The sequence below is a fragment of the Kitasatospora putterlickiae genome (assembly GCF_039527695.1).
GTDB classification, from domain to species: domain Bacteria; phylum Actinomycetota; class Actinomycetes; order Streptomycetales; family Streptomycetaceae; genus Kitasatospora; species Kitasatospora putterlickiae.
In genome coordinates, this window is record NZ_BAAAKJ010000321.1 from 8,033 (window position 1) to 31,030 (window position 22,998).

Genomic DNA, 22,998 nt, shown 5'->3' on the forward strand with positions numbered 1-22,998 from the left:
GCCGACGTAGTCGAGCGCGCGGTGGAACCGCTCGTCGGCGAGTTCGCCGAGGGCGGTGGATCGTCGCTGCTCGGGGAGGGTGTGGCTCTCGTCGCCGACCGAGACCCGGAGGGTGCGGTAGAGGAAAAGGATCTGGACGACGGGCGCGGAGGTCCGCCCGTGCCGCCAGGCGTTGACGATCAACTCGACGAGGGCGAGTTCGGCGTCGAAGATGCGGTCGTCGTCCCACCCGGCGCGCGCCATCGCGTCGCGCAACGACTGCCGGGCGAGGGTGAGGGTGGGGGAGTTGAGGTTGGGGGTACACACGGGGAATCTCCCTGCGGTGTAGAGGGGGCACACCTTGGGGTCTGTCGCCGTGAACAAGCCCGTAGCGGGACTGGAAGCGCCGCATGCGAGTGCTCTTCGGTGCCCGGGCAGTCGGTACCAACTGCCCTTGGGTTGGACGTTACTGACAACCCATTGGATGCGTGGCTTCCATGACTGTAATTGACCTCGATCCATTTTTGCAACACCCTCCGCAATCACCCATACACTTCCCGTGAGCAACCATCCGTCCGGACGAGAGGTGACGAGCATGGGACTCAGAGGTGTCATCAGCGAACGTCAACGCCGCTTTGGCGAGGAACTTCGCCGCCTGCGCGAGGCCACCGGCATGTCCGGTCCGGAGATCGGCGAGCTGATGGGGATGAAGGGTCCTGCTGTCAGCCACACAGAGGCCGGACGCCTGAGCCTCAACATCGAACGGTTGCACGTCTGGCTCGACGTCTGCGACATGACCGATCCCGACTACCGGGCCGGCATGGCCACCATGTGCCAGAGCAGCGGCAGGGGCTGGTGGAGCGACTACCGGCCCCATGTCGTCCCGAGAGCTCTTGATCTGGCCGAATTCGAGGCCGCTGCCAACTCGTTCAGCAACTACCAGACGCACCTGATCCCCGGCCTCCTCCAGACCAAGGCGTACAGCGAGGTGATCCACGAATACGCCGAGAAGAAGGTCGAGTTCCGACGTCGACGCCAGCAGGTGATCGCCGGCGAGAACGCCGTACCTCTCCACGCCGTGATCCACGAAGCGGCCTTGCACATGATGTACGGCGGTCCAGCCGTCATGCGAGACCAGTTGAACCACCTGATCGAGATGGCGCACCTGCCTCACGTGACGGTCCAGATCCTCCCGTTCGACTGCACGGTCTATGCATCGACCGACACGGCGTTCATGCTGATGCACGGGCCGCACTCCCGCTTGGACACCGTCGTATTGGAGGACCCGCACGGTTCGACCTTCTTGGGAGATCCTGAGGGGGTGGCGGCGTTCCGACGAAAGTTCGACCGGATCAAGGGGATCGCCCTCCCGCCTCTGGATACCAACGTGCCCGGGCCATCGCCCGCCTTTCGGGACTCGTGGGGCATGATCCAGCACGTCCGTTACAAACTCCTGGGGAGGTAGCCGTGGAGCAACTCAACTGGCAGAAGTCAAGTTTCAGCGGAGAGAACATGGACTGCGTCGAGATCGCATCCGGCGGCGAACTCATCCACATCCGCGAATCCGACGACCCCGCCGCCGTCATAGCCATCGCGAAGGCCAAGCTCGCCACCTGGCTCCAGGCCGCCAAGGCCGGCGAGTTCGACCACCTCACCCGCTGAATCCCCCCGGGCTGCTCCCGCACCTTGCGGGAGCAGCCCGGCGGGCCTAGGAGGCACCTCGCTGAGGGTCGGGTCAGCCCTTGAGGCCTGCGGCGGGGACCCGCAGCCAGGGGTCGAGCGACTCCCGCGCCCCGTCGGCGAAGCGGTGGCCGAGGGGGGTCAGGGCTCCGCTGTCGGCGAGGAGGTCCACGGCCGCGTCGGTCAGGGCCCGCCAGTGGGTGAAGCGGGAGCGGGCCGTTGGCGATCCGGCAGCCGCTCGGGTGCCCCAGAAGGCGGTCACCGCCAGGTGGGCGTAGACCGCCTGGAAGAGCGAGCCGATCGGACGCGGGGAGAGGCCGAAGGCCTCGAACAGGCGGGTGTCGGTACGGTCGTACAGTTCCCAGCGGTCGAGCACCGCGCCCAGCTTCACGTGTTGGAACTCGTGGGCCAGCAGGAGGGCCAGGGTCAGTGCGGTGCGGGGGCGGGCGATGGCGACCGCGCCGAAGGCCTGGCGTGCCGCCGAGCTGAGGTCGCGGCCGTCCGGGCCTGGCCGCAGCGGAGTGACGGTGGTCAGGCCGGCCCACAACCCGGCCGCGTAGTCGGGCAGGTCACGGTCGAGCAGGTCGGCGGCCGCCCGCAGGTCCCGCGTCCAGCTCGCGTACGCGGTGTCGGACAGGCGCTCCGCGACCGGCCAGCGGTGGGCGGCGCGCTGCGGGTCGATGTCCTCCAGCGCGAGCACCCGACCGCCGGACAGCCCGATCCGGCGGACCGGCTGCCAACGCGGATCACCCGGACCGGTGAGCGCGCCGTCGTCGGTGCGCGCCGTCCAGCCGTCGCGCCCGCCGGTCACGCGCGCCTCGCGGACGCCGCCCCCGAGGGCGAGCCGGCCGAGGGTCGGCAGGTGGAGCGCCCCGTCACGGACCGGCACCGCCACGGTGTCCCCGCGAGCCGCCAAGGCGGCCGCCGCAGCGGCGAGTTCGGCCATCCGCCCGAGCCCCGCGCCCGGGTCACCGCTCAGCCGGCGCGCGGCCCAGGCCCGGACGTACGGGTGGGCGAACACCGCGTCCACGGCGGCGGGTTCGGCGGCGTCGAGGTCCGCGAGCAGCTCCCAGGCGGCCGAGCGGGCCACCCCCGAGGAGCCGTGCACGGCGGCCAGCATGGCGCGGGTGAGGTCGAGTTGGGAGCGGGCCAGCGCGCGGACGGTTTCCGGTCCGCCCAATCCCGAAGCCAGTTCACCCAGTTGCGATTCGCTGAGCTCCGGCCCGGCGACGTTCACCGGCGCGACCGGGCGCCGCACGCCCCCGGCACGCGCCGCCAGGCCGTCGATCAGCGACCGCAGGTCCGCGCAGTACACCGAGGGGTGGTCGAACGAGCCGTCCCGGTAGCGGTGCGCGTACAGGCCGCCACCGCACGAGCGCACCACCGGGCAGGCCCGGCAGGTGGCGCTCAACCCGGCGAGGCCCGCCTGCCGGGCGGCGATCCCGGGGTGCCGGAGGACGTCGTCGAGGCTGTGCCGGAAGACGTCCAGCCCGGTGGCGGGCGCGCCGTCGTACGCCGTCCGCAGGCTGTCCGCCTGCTCGTACGTGCCGTCCGTCTCCAGCACCACCAGGTCCACCGGCTCCAGCCCGAGCGACTCGCTCAGCCCGGGCAGCCCGGCCAGGGTGCGGTGCACCGAGTCGAAGGTGCGGACGGCGAACGGGCGGCCGTCCGCCTCCCAGCACGCGTGGACGGCCAGCAGCCAGTCCGCGTACAGCGTCGCGCCCACCCCGGCGGGCCGGTCCGGCGGGTGCTCCCAGGTGGCGTGCGGGAGCAGGAAGTCCACGGCCGGGGGCTCCAGTTCGGCGATCGCCCGGTAGACGGCCACCGGGTCGTTCACCACGTCGACGGTGCAGAGCAGCCCCGCGAACAGGTGCCGGAACCGGGGCTCGCGCAGCAGTCCGACGGCGCGCAGCACCTGCGGATGGCTGGACCGCCCGTCCGCGAACCGGCGGTGCCGGTCGTTGGCGGCCCGGTCCCCGTCCAGGGAGAGGCCGACCCGGATGCCGAGTTCGTCGAACAGCTCGCAGTACGCCGGGCTCAGCCGGACCCCGTTGGTGTGCACCCGCAGGTCCGGCTCGCACACCTCGGGCAGCGCGGCCCGCAGCGCCTCCGCCGCCCGCCGGAGAACCGTCGGCCCGGCCAGCAGGGGCTCACCGCCGTGCAGGACGACGTGCACCGCCGTCAGTCCGTGCGCGACGGCGTGCTCCCCGATCCGCTCGGCGGCTCGCGCCAGCACGGCGTCCCCGACGACACGCGGCCGGGAACGCCAACCGGTGTCGGCGTGCTCGTAGACGTAGCAGTGGTCGCAGGCGAGGTCGCACCGGCTGTGGACCTTCAGCACGACCTGCGTGAACGGCACCCTCAGATGGCGGAGTTGAAGGGAGTGTTCGCCTGGGCATCGGCGCGGGGAAGAGCCAGTTCCAGGCACCGGGCCAGTTCACCCGCGTCGCGATTCGCCAGTTCCGCGAGGGTCGGCCGCGCGGCGACGCCGCCTTGCCGGTTCGAGTACCCCACGAGGTCCGGGTCCGCGAGCCGTTCCATAGTCGATTCCCCCTGTGTCAAAGAGCCGGAGGAGACCTGCCATCACACCACGGGCAGCTCGATTTCCACGTCCAGCCAGGACCCCACCCTGATCCCTTCGGTCAGCGGATGGCCGTCACCCAGATACGGCACCGCTCGTGCCCTGGTCAACGTCCGCACCCTCAGTTCCGCCGCCCGCGCGGGCTCGCCGACAGCGGCGAGCGCCAGGACGACGTTCGCGGTGGCGGCCAGCGCATCGGGATGTTCCGGAGCGAAGCGCTCGGCGAGGAGCGCGGCGGCCGCCTCCGCCAGCACCAGTGCCTCGCTTTGACGCCCTGCGTGCGCCAAGTCGTTGGCCCGGTTGAGACGTGCGATCCCGACGTACGGGTGCTCCTCTCCGAGCACGGCGAGCAGATCGTCCAGGACCTTGCCGGAGATCGCGTGCGCCTCCTCGACCTGGCCGGCCCGTCGGAGTGCCACGCCGAGATTACCCGCCCCCAAGCGCTCCATGGGGTGGCCGGCGCCCAAGTGGTCACGGTGGTAGAGGTACGACTCCTCGGCAAGGGCCACGGCGTGTTCGGTGTCCCCGAGCGTGCTGAGCACGGCGGCCAGGCTACCGGCCGCGGCCGCCGTTCCGGGATGCTCGGCGCCGAACCGTTCGAAGAGTCGCTGGTGGACCTCTTCTGCGTCGACCAGCGCTTGCGGGAGCCGTCCCAGCCGACGCAGGACCGCGCTCCGGTAACGCCGGGCACGCAGGGTCTCGTGATGATCCTCGCCCAGCGTCTGCCGGCTCCGGCGAACGGCCTTGTCCATGCGGGTGAGAGCCTCGACGGGTCGTCCCATCTCGCACAGCACGTGCCCGAATGCGACGCCCCCGAGAATCGTGTAAGGACTGCGTTTCCCGAAGACCTCAAGCTTTCGAGGATAGAGATCCTCGTGAATGGCCAGCGCACCGGCGAAATCTCCCGCAAGCATGATGGAGACGGCCAGGTTGTTCTCCGCCATCAGCGTGCGCGGATGCTCCGGGCCGAGAACCCGACGCGCGGCGGCCAGGGTCTCCTCGTCCAACTCCCGGGCCTCGTGGTAGCGGCCCAGGTGCCGGAGGTCGCCCCCCAGGCTGGTGGCCGCCGGGAAGCAGTCCCGGTGCTCCCGCCCGAGCAGCGCGGTCAGCCGCTCGAACGCGTCCCGGTCGGTCGCGTACGCCTCCCGGACCAGCCCCTGGGTCCGCTGGATGTTGGCCAGCTGCACCCGCAGCAGCTGCACCTTCACGTCCGGCCCGGTGCCCTGCGGGCCGACCTCGCGCCAGCGGACGAGGACGCGTTCGGCCAGTTCGCGGCCCGCGTCGTGGAGGCTGCGCTGCCACAGGTAGCGGACCGAGTTGACGATCCACTGGCGGACCGCCGGGTCGGTGGACTCGTCGGCGCCGGACGGGCGCAGGTGGGGCAGGAGTTCGGCGTACTTGGGCCAGTGGTGCGGGGCGTCGGGGTCGCCGGGGTCGGCGAGGGCGAGGGCCCGGTGGGCCACGCCGCGGACCCGGTCCCGGTCGGCCTCGCCGACCTGTTCGCGCAGCAGCGCCTGGACGATCCGGTGCACCACCAGGGTGCCGGCGCCCTGGTCGTAGCGGGCGAGGTTGAACTGGTTGACGGTGCGCAGGATGTCGCCGATGGCGAGCCGGTGGTCGGAGGTGCCGGGCGGGAGTCCGATCGCCTCGATCACCGGCGGGCTGTACAGCAGTCCGATCGGGATGGCGTCCGGGCCGAGGAAGCCGCAGATCTCCAGCAGCCGGGCGGCCGGGGCGTTGATCCGGCGCAGGTCGGAGCCGGCGATCCGCCAGGTGGCGGCGGTGACCGTGGCGTTGGGGCCTTCCTCGGTGGCCCGCCCGCCGTCGGGTTCGGCGCCGGCCCGCACCGAGCGGTCGAGGATGTCGGTGAGCGTCTCGTCGAGCAGGTCGGCGTAGGTGGCGGCCGGCATCGGCGTCTCCTGCAGCCAGGCGGCGGCCTGGCCGACGGCCAGCGGCAGGTCGCCGAGCAGTTCGGCGATCCGCTCCGCGTCCGCCCGTTCGACGCCGGTGTTGAAGTGCCGGACGAGTTCGACGCTCTCCGCGCGGTCGAACACCTCGACCTCGGTGCGGCCGGGCCGGCGGGCCCAGCGCCGGTCGCGCGAGGTGACCAGGACGTGGCCGTCCGGCCCGGCGGCGGGCAGCCAGGGGTCCAGCAGCTCCGGGTCCTCCGCGTTGTCGAAGAGCAGCAGCCAGCGGCGGTAGGGCCGGCCGCTGCCGAGCGCCTCCAGCACGGCGCGCGCGGTGCGGGTGACGTCGCCGTCGGTCTCCAGGCCGAGGCCGGGGGCGAGTTCGGCGAGTTTCTGCGGGATCACCGCGGGCTGTTGGGCGGGCACCCACCAGAGCACGTCGTAGCCGGCCGCGAAGCGGTGCGCGTACTCGATCGCGGCCTGCGACTTGCCGACCCCGCCGATGCCGTAGAGCACTTGGACGGGCGCCGCGTCGGCGCCCGCGGTGAAGCCGTCCCGGACGGCCTCCAGCAGCCTCATCCGGCCGGTGAAGGTGGGCAGCCGGGGCGGCAGTTCCTGGACGGCGGGGCGGACGTCGGGGAAGCGCGGCGGGCGCGCGACGGTGAACTCGCCGGAGTCCATCCAGCGTCCGGCGCCGGGCGGCGGGCCGATCAGTTCGAACAGCTGTGCCTCGGCCTGCTCGGCGGAGCCGGTCGCCAGGTCCAGCCCCCGGTGTCCGGCGAACTGCGGCGGCTCCGGCTGCTCGGGCGTGCCGATCCGCACCGCGAGCAGCCCTCCGGAGTCGCCCGCCGGGTCCTGGGTGGTCAGCCGGCGCCAGATCTCCCGGGCGCGCGGCAGGGCGGCGTAGTCGGCGGTGAGCAGGGCGAGCAGCCGGCCGTCGCCGTCCAGCGGTCCGGCGGCCTCGGCCGGCGGGGCGCCCTGCGGCGGGCCGGGGTCGAGCGGGACGGCGGCGCTGTGCAGCGTGGCGAGGTAGCCGAAGCCGCGCAGGGTCCCGGCGATCCACTCGGCCCAGACCCGGTCCCTGGGGGCGTAGCTGACGTACACCTGGCGGGAGCGGGTGCGGCCCTGGCGCAGATAGGCCGCGTACAGCCGGCGGCGGGCCTGGTCGGGGACGGGCCGCAGCTCGCGGACCCGGCCGCCGGTGAGCCAGTCGGCCAGCCGTTCGAAGGCGGCGAGCAGGGTGCGGCCCTGCTGCGGCCGGTCGACGATGGTGGCCGGCACCTCCTCGTAGGCGTAGAACGGCTTGTACGGCACCTCGACGTCGCGCCAGTACTCGGCGCGGCGGTCGGCGCCGAGCCAGCGGCCCAGGTAGGGGTCGAAGGCGTCGTGGGCGAGGTCGCGGCCGGCCGCGAGTCCGGCGCGTTCGGCGTCCTCGACGCGCATCGGGACGGGCAGCACCCGGATCTCGCGCTCGTCGGCGTCGACGATGGCGCGGGCCGCGTCGACGCCGCCGCGGATGCTCTGGGCGCCGAGGGTGAAGCAGTCCACGACGGTGTCGGGCATCAGCACGGTGCAGATGCCGGAGGTGTCGCTGACCCCGGTGCGGCTGTCGATCAGCACGTAGTCGTAGGCGCCGGTCCACTGCTCGCGCAGCGCGTACAGGAACTCCGCGCCGCGGATGTCGGCCCGGGTGTAGAAGCTGCGCCAGTTGAAGCTGGTGACGGCGGCCGAGTAGGCGGCGTTCTGCCGCCCGGCGGGCATCAGGTCGAGCCGGCCGCCTTCCGGGAGGTCGAGCGCCAGGCCGCACAGGTACTGCTCCAGCCGGCCGGGGGCGGCCAGCCATTCCCGGGGGTCCGGACCGGGGCCCGGGCGGTCGGGTCCGGGCAGCGCCTCGTCGACGTAGGCCCTGAGCATGTCGATCAGGCCGTCGGTGGCGTGGAGTTCGGGGTCGACCAGCAGCGGGTGGTAGTACCGGTGCAGGCCCGGGGCCTCCAGGTCCCAGTCCACCACCAGGACGCGCAGGCCCTGACTGGCCAGGATCCAGCCCAGGTTGGCGAGCGCCATGGTGCGGCCGGTGCCGCCCTTGAACGAGTAGAAGGTGACGACGGTGCCGGTGTCGGGGGCCGCCAGGGCCGCGGACCCGTGGTCCGCGAGGGCGGCGTGCTCGGGGCTCATCGGTCCGCTTCTCCTTCACTGGACGCCCGGGTGGCCGGGGGCACGGTCTGCTCCCGCCGGACCGCCCGTGCCCCGGGGGCGGCCCCGTTCCCCGGGGTGTTCCCCGGGCGTGGCAGCGGCGGTCCGGCCTGGGCCGGCGGATCCGGTGGTGGCTCCGGCGGGGTCGACGGAGCCGACGGGGCGGGCGGCGGCCAGGCCGGGATGGTGAGTCCGGGCATCGGCCGCGGGTCGGGGCCGAGTCCGAACTGGGCGCGGGCCGTCACCGGGTCGTCGTCGACCTGGTCCAGCAGCCGGTTCTGGGCCACCGTCACCGTCGACAGGAGCTCGCGCTCGAAGCGTTCCCGCCGGATGTGGATGCGAAAGAGCGGCTCGGGCCCGGACCGGTGCAACCAGGTGCGCGCGAACACCTCGCGCACCCCCTCCCAGAGCCGGGCGCGCGCCGGACCGGGCGGCGGGTCGTCGGAGCTGTCGGGCAGCAGGACGGCGGTGACCGGGTGGTTCTGCCGGTCGAAGTCGCGCAGCGCCTGCCGGTAGGGCTCCCGGGCGGCCGCCCACGGGTCCACCAGCAGGACGCTGACCTCGTTGTTCTCCCGGGCCCGGTCGAGCGCGTCGGCGAGGTCGGGGCCGACCGTCTCCAGGCTGGTGCTGTGTCCGGCCCGGGTGATCACCTGCTGGGCTTGGACCGCCAGCGAGGGCCGCCGCGGCGGGTGGTAGGGCGCCCAGTCCCGGGGGTGCGCCCCGTACCAGCCGCCTCGGTAGCGCTCGTCGGGGCCGCCCGCGCCGTCGGTCCCGGCGGCCACCGTGCCCTCGGAGCGCTGCGGCGGGACGCGGTCGCCGTTCGCGGCGGCGGCCTGGGCGGCCTGGGCTGACCGGTCCCCGGCCCAGCGGGCGGCGACGAAGAGCCGCACCAGGCTGCTGCGGGCGGTGACCGGGGCGATCTCCGGCACCGGGAAGCAGCCCTCCACCCGGCCGAGGTCGAGGTCCCGCAGCTCGGAGACCCGCCAGGCGGCGGCCTCCCGCACCCGCTCCGCGATCACCCGCACCACCAGGCGGTACGCCGCGCCGTGCGGGTCGGTGCGCAGCAGGTGGCGCAGCCCGCCGGCGGCGTACTCCGGGCCGAAGTCGTCCTGCACGTACTGGATCCGCCGCACCTCGACGGGCAGGTCCTCGGGCGGCGGCTCCCACAGGACGGGGATGAGGGCCGGGACGCTCTCGCCGGTCTGCTCCTCGTGGCGCCGCGTCCGGTGGTCGAAGGCGGTCCACTCCTTGCCGCAGTAGTCGCTGGCGAAGTACGCGGGCGAGTAGAGGGCGACCATGGTGCGGCTGGCGCCGACCATCCGGGAGAGCTGCCGTTCCCAGTCGTCGCCGACCCGCAGCCGCTCGGTGTCGCGGTAGGCCAGTTCGCCCGGTCCGGCGTCGGGCTCGATCCGGGCCAGCTCGTCCCGCAGGTCGGTGAAGAACTGGTCGACGAAGGCGCCCCCGACCAACTGGTCCCGCCGCGCGTAGCTGAAGAAGAAGTACGGCCGCACCCAACAACCCCCCACCTGCCCGGTGAACGTCCCCACCATACTGTCGGCGTGACGGCGGGTCAGCCGGTGCGCGAAGGAAGTTGTCGCGGTGCCGTCACAAGTACGGCCCGGCACGTCGACGCCGCAGGTAGGGGGCGTGCGGGCCGCCGGGCGGGCGGGCCTCCCAGCGGGCGGGCGGGCCTCCCGGCGGGCGGCGCCGCTCCCGGTTCACGGGCAGAGCCGCTCCACCCGCCAGCCCGTCGGGGCGGCCGGGTCGGCGACGTAGCGCAACCGGTCGTGCAGCCGGTTCTCGCGCCCCTGCCAGAACTCCACGCTGGCCGGCACCACCCGGTACCCGCCCCAGAACGGCGGCACCGGCACCCCCTCGCCCTCCGGGTAGCGCCGCTCCAGCTCCGCGTAGCGCTGCTCCAGCACCTCGCGCGAGGCGATCGGGCTGGACTGCTCGCTGGCCCAGGCGCCGAGCTGGGAGCCGTGCGGGCGGGTGCGGAAGTAGGCGGCGGTCTCGTCGCGGCCGACCTTCTCCACCCGGCCCTGGACGATCACCTGGCGGGCCAGCGCGATCCACGGGAAGAGCAGCGCCGCGTGCGGGTTGGCGGCCAGCTCGGTGCCCTTGCGGGAGCCGTAGTTGGTGAAGAAGGAGAAGCCCCGGGCGTCGAACGCCTTGAGCAGCACGGTGCGCGCGCTGGGCCGTCCCGCCGCGTCGGCCGTGGAGAGCACCATCGCGTTGGGCTCCACCACCCCGGCCTCGTCCGCGTCGTGGAACCACCGGGTGAACTGGCCGATCGGCTCGGCGGCGAGCTCCTCCTCGGCCAGGCCCTCGTGCGCGTAGTGCTTGCGCATCACGGTGAGGTCCGGTCCGGGTCGGGCCTCGTCGGCCAGGATCCGGGTGGCGGGGGTCAGGGGCGTCGACTGGGCGCGGTCCGGGGTCTGCACGTCAACATCATCCCGTACGACAAGCAACCGGCACCGCTACCTCCGGACAAACCCCGGTGGGAGATAAGGTGACTCGCCACCGACCGGCCGCCCGTCGTACGGTGATTTGTCCGCGATCGCGCCCTTCCTTCCGGGGGATCCGCCGGACCCGACCGGCCGCCGCGCGAAAAGTCAAGCGGGCCCCGGGAAAACATCACCACCGTGGTGTATGGCGCAATGCACCCCGTGCCTGTCACCCTGGCACCGAGTGCCAACCACCATTCGGTCAGAGGCGTGCCTCCCCACCAGAGCGGCCGCCGATCGCAGAACTGAAGGAGCCGTGCATGTCCGACTTCGTACCCGGGCTCGAAGGTGTCGTCGCGTTCGAGAGCGAGATCGCCGAACCCGACCGTGAAGGCGGCGCTCTGCGGTACCGGGGCGTCGACATCGACGACCTGGTCGGCAATGTCTCCTTCGGCCACGTCTGGGGCCTGCTGGTCGACGGCGAGTTCAACCCCGGCCTGCCGGCCGCCGAGCCGTTCCCGATCCCGGTCCACTCCGGCGACATCCGGGTCGACGTGCAGTCCGCGCTCGCCATGCTCGCCCCGGTCTGGGGCCTGAAGCCGCTGCTGGACATCGACGCCGAGCAGGCCCGCGACGACCTCGCCCGCGCGGCCGTCATGGCGCTCTCGTACGTCGCCCAGTCCGCCCGCGGCCAGGGCCTGCCGATGGTCCCGCAGAGCGAGATCGACAAGGCCGAGACCGTCGTCGAGCGGTTCATGATCCGCTGGCGCGGCGAGCCGGACCCCAAGCACGTCAAGGCCATCGACGCCTACTGGACCTCCGCCGCCGAGCACGGCATGAACGCCTCCACCTTCACCGCCAGGGTCATCGCCTCCACCGGCGCCGACGTGGCGGCCGCCCTCTCCGGCGCGGTCGGCGCGATGTCCGGCCCGCTGCACGGCGGCGCGCCGTCCCGCGTGCTGGGCATGATCGAGGAGATCGAGCGCACCGGCGACGCGACGACCTGGGTCAAGAACGCGCTGGACAAGGGCGAGCGCCTGATGGGCTTCGGCCACCGCGTCTACCGCGCCGAGGACCCGCGCGCCCGGGTGCTGCGCCGCACCGCCAAGGAGCTCGGCGCGCCGCGCTTCGAGGTCGCCGAGGCGCTGGAGAAGGCCGCGCTGGAGGAGCTGCACAACCGCCGCCCCGACCGCGTGCTGGCCACCAACGTCGAGTTCTGGGCCGCCATCATGCTGGACTTCGCCGAGGTCCCCGCGCACATGTTCACCTCGATGTTCACCTGTGCCCGGACGGCGGGCTGGTCGGCGCACATCCTGGAGCAGAAGCGCACGGGCCGGCTCGTGCGCCCCGCCGCGCGCTACATCGGCCCCGGCCCGCGCAGCCCGCACGACATCGAGGGCTACGACGCCATCAAGCGCTGACCCGCAGGTCACCGCACGAGCACGGGAACAGCGGGTCCGGAATGTGAACCGGACCCGCCGTTTCCGCAGCTCGCGGGCGGCTCAACGGCATCTCAGCGGGCGGACCCCCATCGATTCCGGCCACCCCGGCGGGTAGGCTGCGCCCGTGGCTCAGATCCAGATCCCCGCTGACATCAAGCCCGCCGACGGCCGTTTCGGCTGCGGCCCGTCCAAGGTGCGCCCCGAGGCCCTGAGTGCCCTCGCCGCGACCGAGACCTCCCTGCTCGGCACCTCGCACCGCCAGGCCCCGGTGAAGAACCTGGTCAAGCGCGTGCGCGAGGGCGTGAGCAGCCTGTTCTCCCTCCCCGAGGGGTACCAGGTGGTGCTCGGCAACGGCGGGTCCACCGCCTTCTGGGACATCGCGGCCTTCGGCCTGGTACGGGAGAAGTCCCAGCACCTCGACTTCGGCGAGTTCTCCTCCAAGTTCGCCTCCTCCGTCAAGGCCGCGCCCTGGCTGGCCGAGCCGAGCGTGATCAAGACCGCGCCCGGCACCCACCCGCTGCCGGTCGCCGAGGCCGGCGTCGACGTCTACGCGCTCACCCACAACGAGACCTCGACCGGCGTCGCGATGCCGATCGCCCGCCCGGCCGGCGGCGACGAGGGCTCGCTTGTCCTGGTGGACGCCACCTCGGGCGCCGGCGGCCTGCCGGTGGACATCGCCGAGACCGACGTCTACTACTTCGCGCCGCAGAAGTCCTTCGCCTCCGAGGGCGGCCTCTGGCTGGCGTCGTTCTCCCCGGCCGCCCTGGAGCGCGCCGCCGAGATCGCCGGCTCCGGCCGGTACATCCCGCCGTTCTTCGACCTGCCGACGGCCATCGACAACTCGTCGAAGGACCAGACGTACAACACCCCGTCGATCGCCACCCTGTTCCTGCTGGCCGACCAGCTGGAGTGGCTGAACGGCAACGGCGGGCTCGACTGGGCCGTCGCCCGTACGGCCGACTCCTCGTCCCGGCTGTACGGCTGGGCCGAGAAGTCCTCGTTCGCCAACCCGTTCGTGGCGAACCCGGCCGAGCGCTCCCAGGTCGTCGGCACGATCGACTTCGACGACGCGGTGGACGCCGCCGCCGTCGCCAAGGCGCTGCGCGCCAACGGCATCGTCGACACCGAGCCGTACCGCAAGCTGGGCCGCAACCAGCTGCGCGTCGCGATGTTCCCGGCGATCGAGCCGGCGGACGTCGAGGCGCTCACGGTCTGCGTCGACTACGTGGTCGAGCGTCTCTGACCGGTCCCACGACAACGGGAAGGGCCACCGCCTCCGGGCGGTGGCCCTTCCCGTCGGCCGTCGCGGCGGGTCAGCCGCCGACCAGCGAGCTGATCAGCACGACGACCAGCAGCAGTACCAGGGCGCCGGTCACGATTCGCATGCGAGTCTTGGGATCCACGGTCAACGAGCGTACCCCCCGCCCCTCCGGCGACCGGACCCGAGGTTGGCGCCCCCGCCGTCACGGCTGCTCCGGCCGGGCCTCCCAGCGGGCCAGCGGCCAGGCTCCCAGCGAGGTGTGGCGGACCGCGCCGCCCTCGTGCTCGCTGCGCATCAGACGCAGCTCGGCGGCCTCCCACTCCGGCCCCCGGTACTCGTCCAGCGCCCCGGCCAGGGCGTCCAGCCCGGCGGCCGCCATCCGCTGCTCCGCCCGGCGCCGGCCGCGTACGGAGCCGGCCCGGGCCAGCGTCAGGTGCGGGTGGAAGCCGAACGCGTCCGTCTCGCCGGTCACCTCCGCGGTGGCCCCGTGGACCGCCTCGGCGAGCCGGCGCAGCGCCCAGTCCTGCCCCTCCACCCCGGCCCAGAGCACCCGGTCGCCGAACCGTCCGCCGCCGGCCAGCCGCAGCGTGTGCGCCGGGTGCGTCTCGGCGACCTCCGCCAGCGCGACCTCCAGCTCCGGCACCCGTTCGGCGGGCACCTCGCCGAGGAAGGCCAGGGTCAGGTGCCAGGCGTCGGCCGAGGTCCAGCGCAGCCGGTCCGCCCCCGGCAGGCCGCGCAGCGGGGCCACCGCGTCGGCCAGTCCCTGCAGAGCCTCCACCGGAGGCATTACCGCGACGAAGAGCCTCATGGGGCCATCTTCCCGCGCGCGGCGGTTTGGGCTAGAACGGATGGCCATGAAGATCCGCAACGGGGGCCCCGAGGACATCCCCGACATCCTGTCCCTGCTCGACGGCGCCGTGGCCTGGCTGGCCGCCCAGGGCCGTACCGGCCAGTGGGGCGACCAGTCGTTCAGCGGCATCCCCGCCCGCGTCGAACAGATCGGCCGGTACGGCGGCGAGCCGTTCCTGATCCGGCTCGCGGTCGACGACGGGGGGCGGACGGTCGGCTCCTGCGTCGTGTCGGAGCAGCGGCCCGGCTACGCCACGCCGGTGGACGAGCGCGAGCTGTACGTCCGCAACCTGGTGACCGACCGGTCCCGCAAGGGCTCCGGGATCGGCGCCGCGCTGATCGCCGACGCGCTCGACGAGGCCCGCCGGCGCGGCATCGGCCTGCTGCGGGTGGACTGCTTCGGCGGTGACGACCGCAAGCTGGTCGCGCGGTACCGGGCGCTCGGCTTCACCGAGACCGAGTCCTTCGAGGTCGAGCAGCCGGCCGGCCCGTGGACCGGGCAGATCCTGGAGATCCGGCTCTGACCGCCCGGCGGCCCCGGGAGCGCCGCGAGGGCGCCCCCGGGGCCGACCGGCGTCAGCAGGCCGTGGCCAGCTCCGGCCCGGCGTTCGCCGCCCGGCGCGGCACCAGCGCCACCACCCGGCCGCCGCGCCCCGGGTGCAGGTCCAGCCGCAGCCGCAGTTCGGCGCCGCGGGCCAGCACCAGACCCACCACAGCGGCCGCCGCCGCGGAGACCAGGCCGCAGGCCAGCAGCCCGATCCGGGGCCCGTACGAGGCGGTCACCCAGCCCACGACCGGCGCGCCGATCGGCGTCCCGCCGGTGAAGACCAGCATCAGCAGACCCATCACCCGGCCGCGCATCGCGGGCTCGGTGGCCAGCTGGAGCGAGGCGTTGACCGAGGTGTTGAAGCTCAGCCCGAACACCCCGATCAGGGTGAGCAGCAGCGCGAAGGTCCAGTAGCCGGGCGCGAACGCCGCCACCACCTCCAGCAGGCCGAACCCGAGCGCGGCGCCGACGAGTCTGCGCAGCCGGGGCGCGCCCCGGCGGGCCGCGAGCAGCGCGCCGGTCAGCGAGCCGACGGCCATCGCGGTGTTCAGCAGGCCGTACTGACCGGCGCCGACGTGGAAGGTGTCGGTGGCGAAACCGGCCAGGAGCGTCGGGAAGTTGAAGCCGAACGTGCCGATGAACCCGGCCAGCACCATCGGCCAGAGCAGCTCGGGCCGCTCCTTGACGTACCGCAGGCCCTCCCGCAACTGGCCCTTCTCGCGGGCGATCGGCGTGGTCGGACGCAGTTCGCTCGTCCGCATCGCGAGCAGCCCGCCGATCACGGCGGCGAACGACAGCGCGTTCAGCGCGAACGCCCAGCCGCTGCCGACGGCGGCGATCAGCAGACCCGCCACGGCGGGGCCGACCAGCCGGGCGGTCTGGAAGTTGGCGGCGTTCAGGCTGACCGCGTTGGCGAGGTCCTTCGGGCCGACCATTTCGGAGACGAAGGCCTGCCGGGTCGGGTTGTCGACCACCGTGACCAGTCCGAGCAGCAGCGCGAACACGTACACGTAGGACGGGGTCACCACGCCGCCGATGGTGAGCGCGGCGAGGCCGGCGGCGAGCAGGCCCATCGCGCCCTGGGTGAGGATCAGCAGCCGGCGCTTGGGCATCCGGTCGGCGAGCACCCCGCCGAACAGGCCGAGCAGCAGCATCGGCAGGAACTGCATGGCGGTGGTGATGCCGACCGCGAGCGGGCTGCCGGTGAGGCTCAGGACCAGCCAGTCCTGGGCGATGCGCTGCATCCAGGTACCGGTGTTGGACACCACCTGGCCGGCGAAGTAGTAGCGGTAGTTGCGAACGCGCAGTGAGGAGAACATCCCCCCGGGCCGGGTGAAGCGGGCGCCGGTGGGAGATGCGGCCGAGTGGGTTCGGCCGGGAGCGGCGGGGTCGTCCGCCGCGGTGCGTTCGTCGGGGTCGTCGTCGCCGCTGCCCGGCAGCCCCGTCGGGGCGGGTGCCTGGGTGTCGGCGGCCGCGGCACCGGGCGCGGCGGGGTCGGTGGTCTGCTCGTCGGTCCGGGTACGGGTGGCGGCGCTGGCTGCGGCCGGCGGTGTCACGGTGGTCTCCCCTCGCGGCGCGACGGCCGGCGGTACGGCCGTCGCGCTCCTGATATCGGTCATCGGTCCTGCGGTGATGCGGTTCTCCTTCGTCCTCCGGCGGCTACCGGAATCGATCTGCCTAGAGGTGTGCGAGCTTGTAGAGCACGGGCGCGGCCTCGCGGAGCTTCGCCCACTCCTCCTCGTCGAGCCCCTCGGCGAGCTCGGCGAGCCAGGCGTTGCGGCGCCGGCGGGACTCCGCCAGGATCGCCTCGGCCTGTTCGGTACTGCTGACGACCACCTGCCGGCGGTCCTCCGGGTGCGGTTCGCGCCGCACCAGGCCCTTCTCCTCCAGCATCGCGACGATCCTGGTCATCGAGGGCGGCTGTACGTGCTCCTTCCGGGCGAGCTCACCCGGCGTGGCCTTCCCGCACCGCGCGAGGGTGCCCAGCACCCCGATCTCGGTGGGACTGAGCGATTCCTCGTCCCGCTGGTGGCGCAGTCGACGGGAGAGGCGCATGGCGGACGATCGCAGCTGACTGATGGCTGCGAGGTCCTGCTCGGACATCTCGGGCATGTTCTTTAGCCTACGTCATTACTCTGGCTAAAGAAAACGGGATTCCGGGCCTCCGCATCCCGGCCCGACCGGGCCGCGGACCGGGTTCGGCTACGGGCTCGGCGGCGGGCTCAGCGCCGGGTGCCGACGGCGACCAGGCCGTCCGGCATCCGCCGCCCGTCGCGCACCATCGCCCCCTCCTCCCCCACCCCGGTCCGGCTTGCCGTGCCCTCCGCGACCCCCGGTGCGATGCTGGTCGTGGGGCCCGGTCCACGCGGGCCCCGGAGCCGCACCACCGCTCAGCAGAAGGGCCGACCAGCCATGACCGACGTCGCCGCCGAGCAAGCCACCACGGTCGACCAGGCCGGGCGGAACGACACCGGCTTCGCCCGCCTCGCCATGGTCACCATCGACTGCGCCGACCCGGTCGCGCTGGCCGCCTTCTACGGCGAGCTGCTGGGCTGGGAGACCCGGCACGTGGACGAGCAGTTCGCCATCCTGGACAACCCGGAGGGCGGCAGCCCGCTCGGTTTCGGCCGGGTCAGCGGGTACCGGCCAGAGCCGTGGACCGAGCCGGACGGCGGCAAGCACTTCCACCTGGACTTCTACGTGGACGACCTGGAGGCGGCCACCGCCCGCGCCCTGGCCCTGGGTGCGACCGAGCCCACCCACCAGCACGGACGCACGCTCAAGGTGCTGATCGACCCGGCCGGCCACCCGTTCGGCCTAGCGCCCCTGGACGCCTGATCCCCTGGACCCCCGACCGTTGCGCCCGATTTAGGCGGCTAGGGCGGAATCAGACGCTTTTGAGAAGAGTGCGTCAGGGCTTGGTGCCAAGATCATGCCGATCGCGTGAAGGACGCCCCTGACCTGCGATTTCACAAGAAAAACGCACATTGTGGGACTCATCGGGAGCCACTACTCTCCGGCGGTGTCAGGGCACCCCCCACCCCAGGCCAGGCCTTCCCCCTCGCGGATCCGGTTCACGGCCGGCCGGTCCGCCCTGCCCTGGTGTCGGTGCTCCCCTCCCCTGCTCCCCAACCCTCAACAGGAGTCCCTCGTGGGCGAGATCCACCACGCCGACCACGGCTGGGTGACACCGGCGGCCTCGTACCTCATCGCCTGCCTCGGCGCCTTCGTCGCCCTGCGCGGAACCCGCTGGGCGCTGGTCTCCACCGGCCGCACCCGGGTCTACTGGCTGCTCTTCGCGTCCGTCTCGCTCGGCGCCGGCATCTGGTCGATGCACTTCATCGCCATGCTCGGCTTCTCCGTCACCGGCACGGAGATCAGCTACCGGCCCGACCTCACCGTGCTCAGCCTGCTCGTGGCGATCGCGGTGGTCGGCATCGGCGTGTTCTCCGTCGGCTACGGCCGGCGGCGGTGGACGGCGCTGCTGGCCGGCGGCCTGACCACCGGTGTCGGGGTCGCGGCGATGCACTACCTCGGCATGGCCGCGATGGTGCTGCCCGGCTTCGTCGGCTACGACCGGGCCACCGTCGCGCTCTCCGTCGGCATCGCGGTGTTCGCGGCGACGGCCGCGCTGTGGGCCGCGCTCAACATCCGGGGCACCCTCGCGGTGCTGGCCGCCGCACCGGTCATGGGTGTCGCGGTCTGCGCGATGCACTACACCGGGATGGCCGCTGTCTCGGTCCGGCTGCACGGCACGCGGACCGTCGAGGACGGGCTGATGGCGCTGCAGTTCATCTTCCCGCTGGTGGTCGGGCTGGGCTGCTTCATCTTCGTCGGCTCGCTGGCCTTCGCGGTGTCGCCGAGCCGGTCCGCCGCCGGCGCCCAGCCGATCCTGGTCGGCCGCGCCGCGCCGCTCGCCGCCCGCGAGCGGTGACCCCGCGCGGGCGCGGCCGCCTCCCCTCCCCGTCTCAGCGCGGGAATGCCCGCCGCGCCCGCCAGGTGGTGTGCTCGCGCGACACCGCGTCCTCCGCCTCCGCGGCCAGCCGGGCCCAGCGCCGCTCGGCGTCCGGCGTCCGCGGGTCGAGGTCGGACAGCTGGTTGCCGACGTTCTCCAACTCCCGCGCCGCCAGCTGGTACGCGGCCGCCAGCGGGCGGAGCTGCTTCAGCTGCGTCCAGGCGATCACCGCCGCGGCCGCCGCCGAGGTGGCCCCGAAGACGTGCACCTGCAACGCCCCGGTCGCCTGCGCGATGGCCGCCGCCGCACCGAGGATGATCAGCGCCGCCACGCCCAGGCCCCAGGTGACCGCCTGCGACTCGCAGGACTCGGCGCGCGAGCGGTACCACGTCCGCTGCCCCTCCACCCGGGTGCGCAGGTAGAGCGTGCGCCGCGCGGTCAGCGACTCCGCCCGCACCCGGCGCATCTCCGGGGTGATCTCGGCGACCGACCCCGGCGGCACGATCGCCGGGTCCTCGAACGCCCGCAGCACGTCCTCCACTTGCAGCAGGTAGCCGCGGTCGACGTCCGCCGACTCCGCGTCACCCTCGAACGGCCGGGCCCGCACCGAGTACTTCCAGGCCAGCGTCTTCACCGACTCGGCCGCCGCCCGCGCCTCGTACCACCGCGCCTGCGGATTGCCGCGGCGCAGCCGCGACCAGAAGTACCCGGCCACCAGGAACGCCACCACCGAGAACAGCGGCGTGATGTCGGAGGCCCCCTTCTCGTCCGGCCCGGGCAGCGAACCCACCACCGCCGCGACGACCAGCATCGAGATGAGCCCCCGGTACCAGCGCAGCGTCTGCTGCTGACCGGACAACGACGCCTGATCGGCCGTCCGGAACAGCTCCGGCAGCAACTGCGACTCGACCCCCGTCGGCGGATCCTGTCTCACCATCGAACCGATCCCCTCCCCCGTCTCAGCCCGGAGTATGCCCCCCGCCAACTCCGCTACACCGACGCCTCCTTGACATCCGCTCTTGCCCGCACCAGCCTGCAACCACTATAACCGGTTACATGCCCATGCACTGGAAGCTCGTCATCGACGCCATCGACCCGCACCGCCAGGCCGCCTTCTGGGCCGCCGCCCTCGACTACACCGTCGAGGACCACAGCACCCTGATCGGCCGCCTGCTCTCGGCCGGCGCGATCCCCCCGGACCAGGTCACCGAGGTCGACGGCCACCACGCCTGGCTCACCCTCGCCGCCGTCCGCCACCCCGAGGACCCGCACGACCCCACCAGCGACACCGGACTCGGCCGCCGCGTCCTCTTCCAGCGCGTCCCCGAACCGAAGCACACCAAGAACCGCCTCCACCTCGACCTCCACCCCGGCCCCGACGCCCGCCACGCCACCGTCACCCGCCTCACCTCCCTCGGCGCCACCACCCTCCGCGAGGTCGCCGAACCGGGCGGCTCCTGGACCGTCATGCAGGACCCGGAGGGCAACGAGTTCTGCGTCCACTGACCCGCCCCGCCGCGCCGGTCAGGACGGGGCCCCGGCCGTCAGCACCCCCACGCCCGCGACTCGCCCGGACACACCTCGGCGGCGCAGTCATCCGCGAGCGCCGCGATCGCCGCGCGCCCCTCGACCCGCGCGATCCAGTGGTGCGGCAGCCGCACGTCCCCGTGATGGGCGCCGAGCAGGTTGCCGCAGATCGAGCCGGTGGAGCCGCTGTCGCCCGAGTGGTTCACGGAGAGCAGGAACGCCGCCTCGACGGCCGTGCGGGGCGGCCTGGAATCGCACACGGCGCCCCGGCTCCCGACGTGGAAGGCCTGGGGACGGGTCCGCCCCAGCAACGCGTAGACGCCGATCGCCAGGGCCTCCTCCGCCACCCGGCCCGCCCCCAGGGTCTGGAGCCTCTCCACCGACGCCTCACCGTCGGCGGAGAGGTCGACGGCCCGGCGCAGCGCGGCACCGGTCTCCTCGTACCCGGGATAGCGGGCGAGCAGTTCCATGGCACGCCGGACCGCACCCTCGGGGGACTCTCCGTGCACCAAGTAGTTGATCATGGCGGCGAACGCACCGGCCGCGTAGTACGCGGTGGGGTGCCCGTGGGTGATCCGGGCGCACTGCGCGGCGAACTCGAAGGCCCGCTCGGCCCCGCGATCGGTGAACCCGAACGGCGCGGAGCGCATCACCGCCCCGCACCCCTTCGAGCCAGGGTTCACCGGACCGGCGGCCCCGTCGGGCCTGCCGTACGGATCGGGCGTGTGCTCCACCCGGAGCCCGGACAGGCACGCCTCGCCGGGCGCCCGCCGCGCATAGAGCCAGCGCTCCTCGCGCAGCCGGCCGGTCCGGTGCCGGAGACCTTCGGCGGGCGGCGGCTCCGGGTGCTCCTGGGTGTCCAGCCAGCGCAGACAGGCGTCCCGCATGATCGCCCCCTCGGCACCGCCGAGTCCGTACGACGAGTTGCGCTGATACCCGTGCAGCCACCCCTCGGCGGTGAACACCGTCAACTGAGTGCCGTCGCCGACCCGGCCCACCACACCCTCGCCGTCCGCGACCAGACCGGTGACCCCCGCCGCCCCGTACCTCTCCCTGATCGCCCCCCACGACAGGAACTCCACCGGACTCCCCAGCGCGTCCCCGACCGCCCCGCCCAGCAGACACCCCCGCACCCGCGCCCGGTACCCCGCCATCTCCCCCCACGACAACTGCACCGCACTCTCCCCCGGTCCACGATCCAGCACGCCGCGCGGCGCGGTCCCCCCTGCACCACGCGGCCACTCCCGACGGCCTTCAGCATCTCAGAGCCCGAACGAGGCCGCGGTGATCGACCGGCAGGGCGACGTCCTGCACATCCACCCTTAGCGCGTCCGAACGGATCCCAGCCATGTCGGTCTCCCACAGCTTCAACCTGGCCACACCGATGTCCGTCGCCGAGGTGGCCGACACGCTGAACGGCGTCGCGCAGGGCGTCAGGCTCTTCGATGCCACCACGCGGGCGGAGGGCCTGCTCACCGAGGGCGTCGCCACCAGGTCCGGCACGTGGATCCGGGTGTTCGCCCCCGACCCCAAGCCGTGGAACCCCTTGGTCGCGGACCTCCACGTCACCCCGACCGTGTCCGTGGTCTTCCGGCTGGACAAGACCACCGATCTGTCGGAGCAGGAGGACGACGTCGTCCGGCTGGTCTCGGGCCTGCTGGACCGTGTCCCGGGAGACGCGGTGCTGCAGTTCCACTACGAGATCATCTGGCTGCTGCGGCGCGACGGCGGGCTCAGCCTCAACGAACGGGACGACCTCTGGACGGCCGAACGCCTGGCCGTCGTCCCCCGGCCCTTCAGCCGCGAGTCGCACGCGTTCTCCGACGAGGACTGAGCGGCGTCCCTCACCGACGCCAGCGGCCCCGCGCTCCTCGTGAAGGAGCGCGGGGCACGCAGGACGCAGAAGGTGATGAAGCCGAAGCCGACGCCGTTCGTGAGGGAAGCCAAACCGCTTGGGCAGGAACTCAGTCGGCTGTCCCCGAAGGCACGACCCAGCGAGTGGGCTGTCCGGTCAGGGCCGCGATCATGTCGTAGTCACCGTCGTAGTGCAGGACCGTGACCCCGTGCCGCTCGGCGGTGGCGGCGATCAGCATGTCGGCCATCGACAGGGCGCGATGGTTGCCCCGGAACAGGGCGCGCCGCTGGATGTCCTTCGCCCGGTCCCAGACCTCGTCCGTGCACGGCAGGTAGTCGAACCCCCTGAGCAGATGGCTCAGCCGATCCGCCTCCGCCGCGTTCCGGGCACTGTGCAGCACCTCCATCTCGACTGCCGCGCTCACCGCCAGCAGCGCGCGCTGCGAGAGATCGTCGAGGACGGGCCGCACCGCCGGTTTTCCCCAGCGCGCCAAGGCGGACTTGTCGATCAGGAAGCGCTCCCGGGTCACGCCGCCGCCGACGTGCCCGGCTCGCTGAGGAGGTCGAACTCCCCGCTGGCGATGGCATCCGCGAGTTCTATCCGCCGGGCCAGTTTCACGGCCTCCAGCAGCGCGGCATTGACCGTGGCGACCTTGGTGGTCGTGCCGAAGAGGCGCTGCGCCTCGGCCAGGAGGTCGTCGTCGAGGTCGATCACCGTTCGCGCCATGGCTGTTCCTCCAGCAGTCGACAGCAGGAAAACGATATCAGGTACGACC

General features: G+C 73.1%; 22 protein-coding genes. 9 read left to right on the plus strand and 13 right to left on the minus strand.

Features of this window, described 5'->3' with window-relative positions; genetic code table 11:
• On the minus strand, positions 1 to 306 hold a 306-nt coding region (locus tag ABD308_RS30290), incomplete at its 3' end, for an ATP-binding protein (protein ID WP_344341945.1).
• Positions 307 to 538: 232 nt separating this feature from the next.
• On the opposite strand from ABD308_RS30290, the gene ABD308_RS30295 reads away from it, so the two are divergent.
• Positions 539 to 1,444, plus strand: a complete 906-nt coding sequence (locus ABD308_RS30295) for a helix-turn-helix domain-containing protein (RefSeq protein WP_344341948.1) — start codon at positions 539 to 541, stop codon at positions 1,442 to 1,444.
• A 2-nt stretch (positions 1,445 to 1,446) separates the two neighbouring features.
• The gene (locus ABD308_RS30300; RefSeq protein ID WP_344341951.1) at positions 1,447 to 1,641 is read left to right on the plus strand and encodes a DUF397 domain-containing protein; all 195 of its coding nucleotides are present in this window, start codon (positions 1,447 to 1,449) and stop codon (positions 1,639 to 1,641) included.
• 73 nt (positions 1,642 to 1,714) lie between these two features.
• Here the strand turns inward: ABD308_RS30300 and ABD308_RS30305 are convergent, their stop codons facing one another.
• The 5 genes from ABD308_RS30305 to pdxH form a co-directional block, all read right to left on the minus strand.
• Complete coding sequence (locus ABD308_RS30305; RefSeq protein ID WP_344341954.1) at positions 1,715 to 4,018, minus strand: FxsB family cyclophane-forming radical SAM/SPASM peptide maturase; 2,304 nt, start codon at positions 4,016 to 4,018, stop codon at positions 1,715 to 1,717.
• A gap of 2 nt (positions 4,019 to 4,020) precedes the next feature.
• Positions 4,021 to 4,200 (minus strand): hypothetical protein, encoded by a 180-nt coding sequence (locus ABD308_RS30310; protein WP_344341957.1) that lies wholly within the window; start codon positions 4,198 to 4,200, stop codon positions 4,021 to 4,023.
• A gap of 42 nt (positions 4,201 to 4,242) precedes the next feature.
• Complete coding sequence (fxsT, locus tag ABD308_RS30315) at positions 4,243 to 8,322, minus strand: FxSxx-COOH system tetratricopeptide repeat protein (protein ID WP_344341960.1); 4,080 nt, start codon at positions 8,320 to 8,322, stop codon at positions 4,243 to 4,245.
• The gene (locus tag ABD308_RS30320) at positions 8,319 to 9,890 is read right to left on the minus strand and encodes a TIR-like protein FxsC (RefSeq protein WP_344341963.1); all 1,572 of its coding nucleotides are present in this window, start codon (positions 9,888 to 9,890) and stop codon (positions 8,319 to 8,321) included. Before ABD308_RS30320 ends, fxsT begins: the two co-directional genes overlap by 4 nt.
• Positions 9,891 to 10,058: 168 nt before the next feature.
• Positions 10,059 to 10,691 carry a pyridoxamine 5'-phosphate oxidase gene (gene pdxH, locus ABD308_RS30325; RefSeq protein ID WP_344342032.1) on the minus strand — a complete coding sequence of 211 codons (633 nt, stop codon included), beginning with the start codon at positions 10,689 to 10,691 and terminating at the stop codon, positions 10,059 to 10,061.
• Between the two features lie 416 nt (positions 10,692 to 11,107).
• Here pdxH and ABD308_RS30330 point away from each other — a divergent pair, with 416 nt between their 5' ends.
• A complete protein-coding gene (locus ABD308_RS30330) occupies positions 11,108 to 12,208 on the plus strand; it encodes a citrate synthase 2 (RefSeq protein WP_344341966.1) in 1,101 nt (366 codons plus the stop codon).
• 145 nt (positions 12,209 to 12,353) lie between these two features.
• Positions 12,354 to 13,472 carry a phosphoserine transaminase gene (gene serC, locus ABD308_RS30335; protein ID WP_344341969.1) on the plus strand — a complete coding sequence of 373 codons (1,119 nt, stop codon included), beginning with the start codon at positions 12,354 to 12,356 and terminating at the stop codon, positions 13,470 to 13,472.
• Between the two features lie 220 nt (positions 13,473 to 13,692).
• Here the strand turns inward: serC and thpR are convergent, their stop codons facing one another.
• Positions 13,693 to 14,385, minus strand: a complete 693-nt coding sequence (gene thpR, locus ABD308_RS30340) for an RNA 2',3'-cyclic phosphodiesterase (protein ID WP_425554885.1) — start codon at positions 14,383 to 14,385, stop codon at positions 13,693 to 13,695.
• Here thpR and ABD308_RS30345 point away from each other — a divergent pair.
• Complete coding sequence (locus ABD308_RS30345) at positions 14,345 to 14,863, plus strand: GNAT family N-acetyltransferase (RefSeq protein ID WP_344341981.1); 519 nt, start codon at positions 14,345 to 14,347, stop codon at positions 14,861 to 14,863. The two genes, thpR and ABD308_RS30345, sit on opposite strands and share 41 nt — an antisense overlap.
• Positions 14,864 to 14,915: 52 nt before the next feature.
• Here the strand turns inward: ABD308_RS30345 and ABD308_RS30350 are convergent, their stop codons facing one another.
• Positions 14,916 to 16,505, minus strand: a complete 1,590-nt coding sequence (locus tag ABD308_RS30350; RefSeq protein WP_425554886.1) for an MFS transporter — start codon at positions 16,503 to 16,505, stop codon at positions 14,916 to 14,918.
• A gap of 58 nt (positions 16,506 to 16,563) precedes the next feature.
• On the minus strand, positions 16,564 to 16,998 hold the full coding sequence (locus tag ABD308_RS30355) for a MarR family winged helix-turn-helix transcriptional regulator (RefSeq protein WP_344341988.1): 435 nt from the start codon (positions 16,996 to 16,998) through the stop codon (positions 16,564 to 16,566).
• A 300-nt stretch (positions 16,999 to 17,298) separates the two neighbouring features.
• Here ABD308_RS30355 and ABD308_RS30360 point away from each other — a divergent pair, with 300 nt between their 5' ends.
• Positions 17,299 to 17,724 (plus strand): VOC family protein, encoded by a 426-nt coding sequence (locus ABD308_RS30360; RefSeq protein ID WP_344341991.1) that lies wholly within the window; start codon positions 17,299 to 17,301, stop codon positions 17,722 to 17,724.
• A 313-nt stretch (positions 17,725 to 18,037) separates the two neighbouring features.
• Entirely contained in the window at positions 18,038 to 18,820 is a 783-nt protein-coding gene (locus tag ABD308_RS30365) for an MHYT domain-containing protein (protein ID WP_344341993.1), read from the plus strand.
• 34 nt (positions 18,821 to 18,854) lie between these two features.
• Here ABD308_RS30365 and ABD308_RS30370 read toward each other — a convergent pair whose 3' ends face one another.
• A complete protein-coding gene (locus ABD308_RS30370; RefSeq protein WP_344341996.1) occupies positions 18,855 to 19,778 on the minus strand; it encodes a DUF4231 domain-containing protein in 924 nt (307 codons plus the stop codon).
• 119 nt (positions 19,779 to 19,897) lie between these two features.
• On the opposite strand from ABD308_RS30370, the gene ABD308_RS30375 reads away from it, so the two are divergent.
• Positions 19,898 to 20,347, plus strand: a complete 450-nt coding sequence (locus ABD308_RS30375; RefSeq protein ID WP_344341999.1) for a VOC family protein — start codon at positions 19,898 to 19,900, stop codon at positions 20,345 to 20,347.
• A 38-nt stretch (positions 20,348 to 20,385) separates the two neighbouring features.
• Here the strand turns inward: ABD308_RS30375 and ABD308_RS30380 are convergent, their stop codons facing one another.
• Positions 20,386 to 21,522 (minus strand): ADP-ribosylglycohydrolase family protein, encoded by a 1,137-nt coding sequence (locus ABD308_RS30380; protein WP_344342041.1) that lies wholly within the window; start codon positions 21,520 to 21,522, stop codon positions 20,386 to 20,388.
• A 194-nt stretch (positions 21,523 to 21,716) separates the two neighbouring features.
• Between ABD308_RS30380 and ABD308_RS30385 the strand changes: the two genes are divergently transcribed.
• Positions 21,717 to 22,202 carry a SitI3 family protein gene (locus ABD308_RS30385; RefSeq protein WP_344342002.1) on the plus strand — a complete coding sequence of 162 codons (486 nt, stop codon included), beginning with the start codon at positions 21,717 to 21,719 and terminating at the stop codon, positions 22,200 to 22,202.
• A gap of 130 nt (positions 22,203 to 22,332) precedes the next feature.
• On the opposite strand, the gene ABD308_RS30390 is transcribed toward ABD308_RS30385, so the two are convergent.
• Both ABD308_RS30390 and ABD308_RS30395 read right to left on the minus strand, forming a co-directional pair.
• A complete protein-coding gene (locus ABD308_RS30390) occupies positions 22,333 to 22,752 on the minus strand; it encodes a PIN domain nuclease (RefSeq protein WP_344342005.1) in 420 nt (139 codons plus the stop codon).
• A partial coding sequence (locus ABD308_RS30395; RefSeq protein WP_344342008.1) for a type II toxin-antitoxin system VapB family antitoxin occupies positions 22,749 to 22,998 on the minus strand: 250 nt, incomplete at its 5' end. The genes ABD308_RS30395 and ABD308_RS30390, both read right to left, overlap by 4 nt.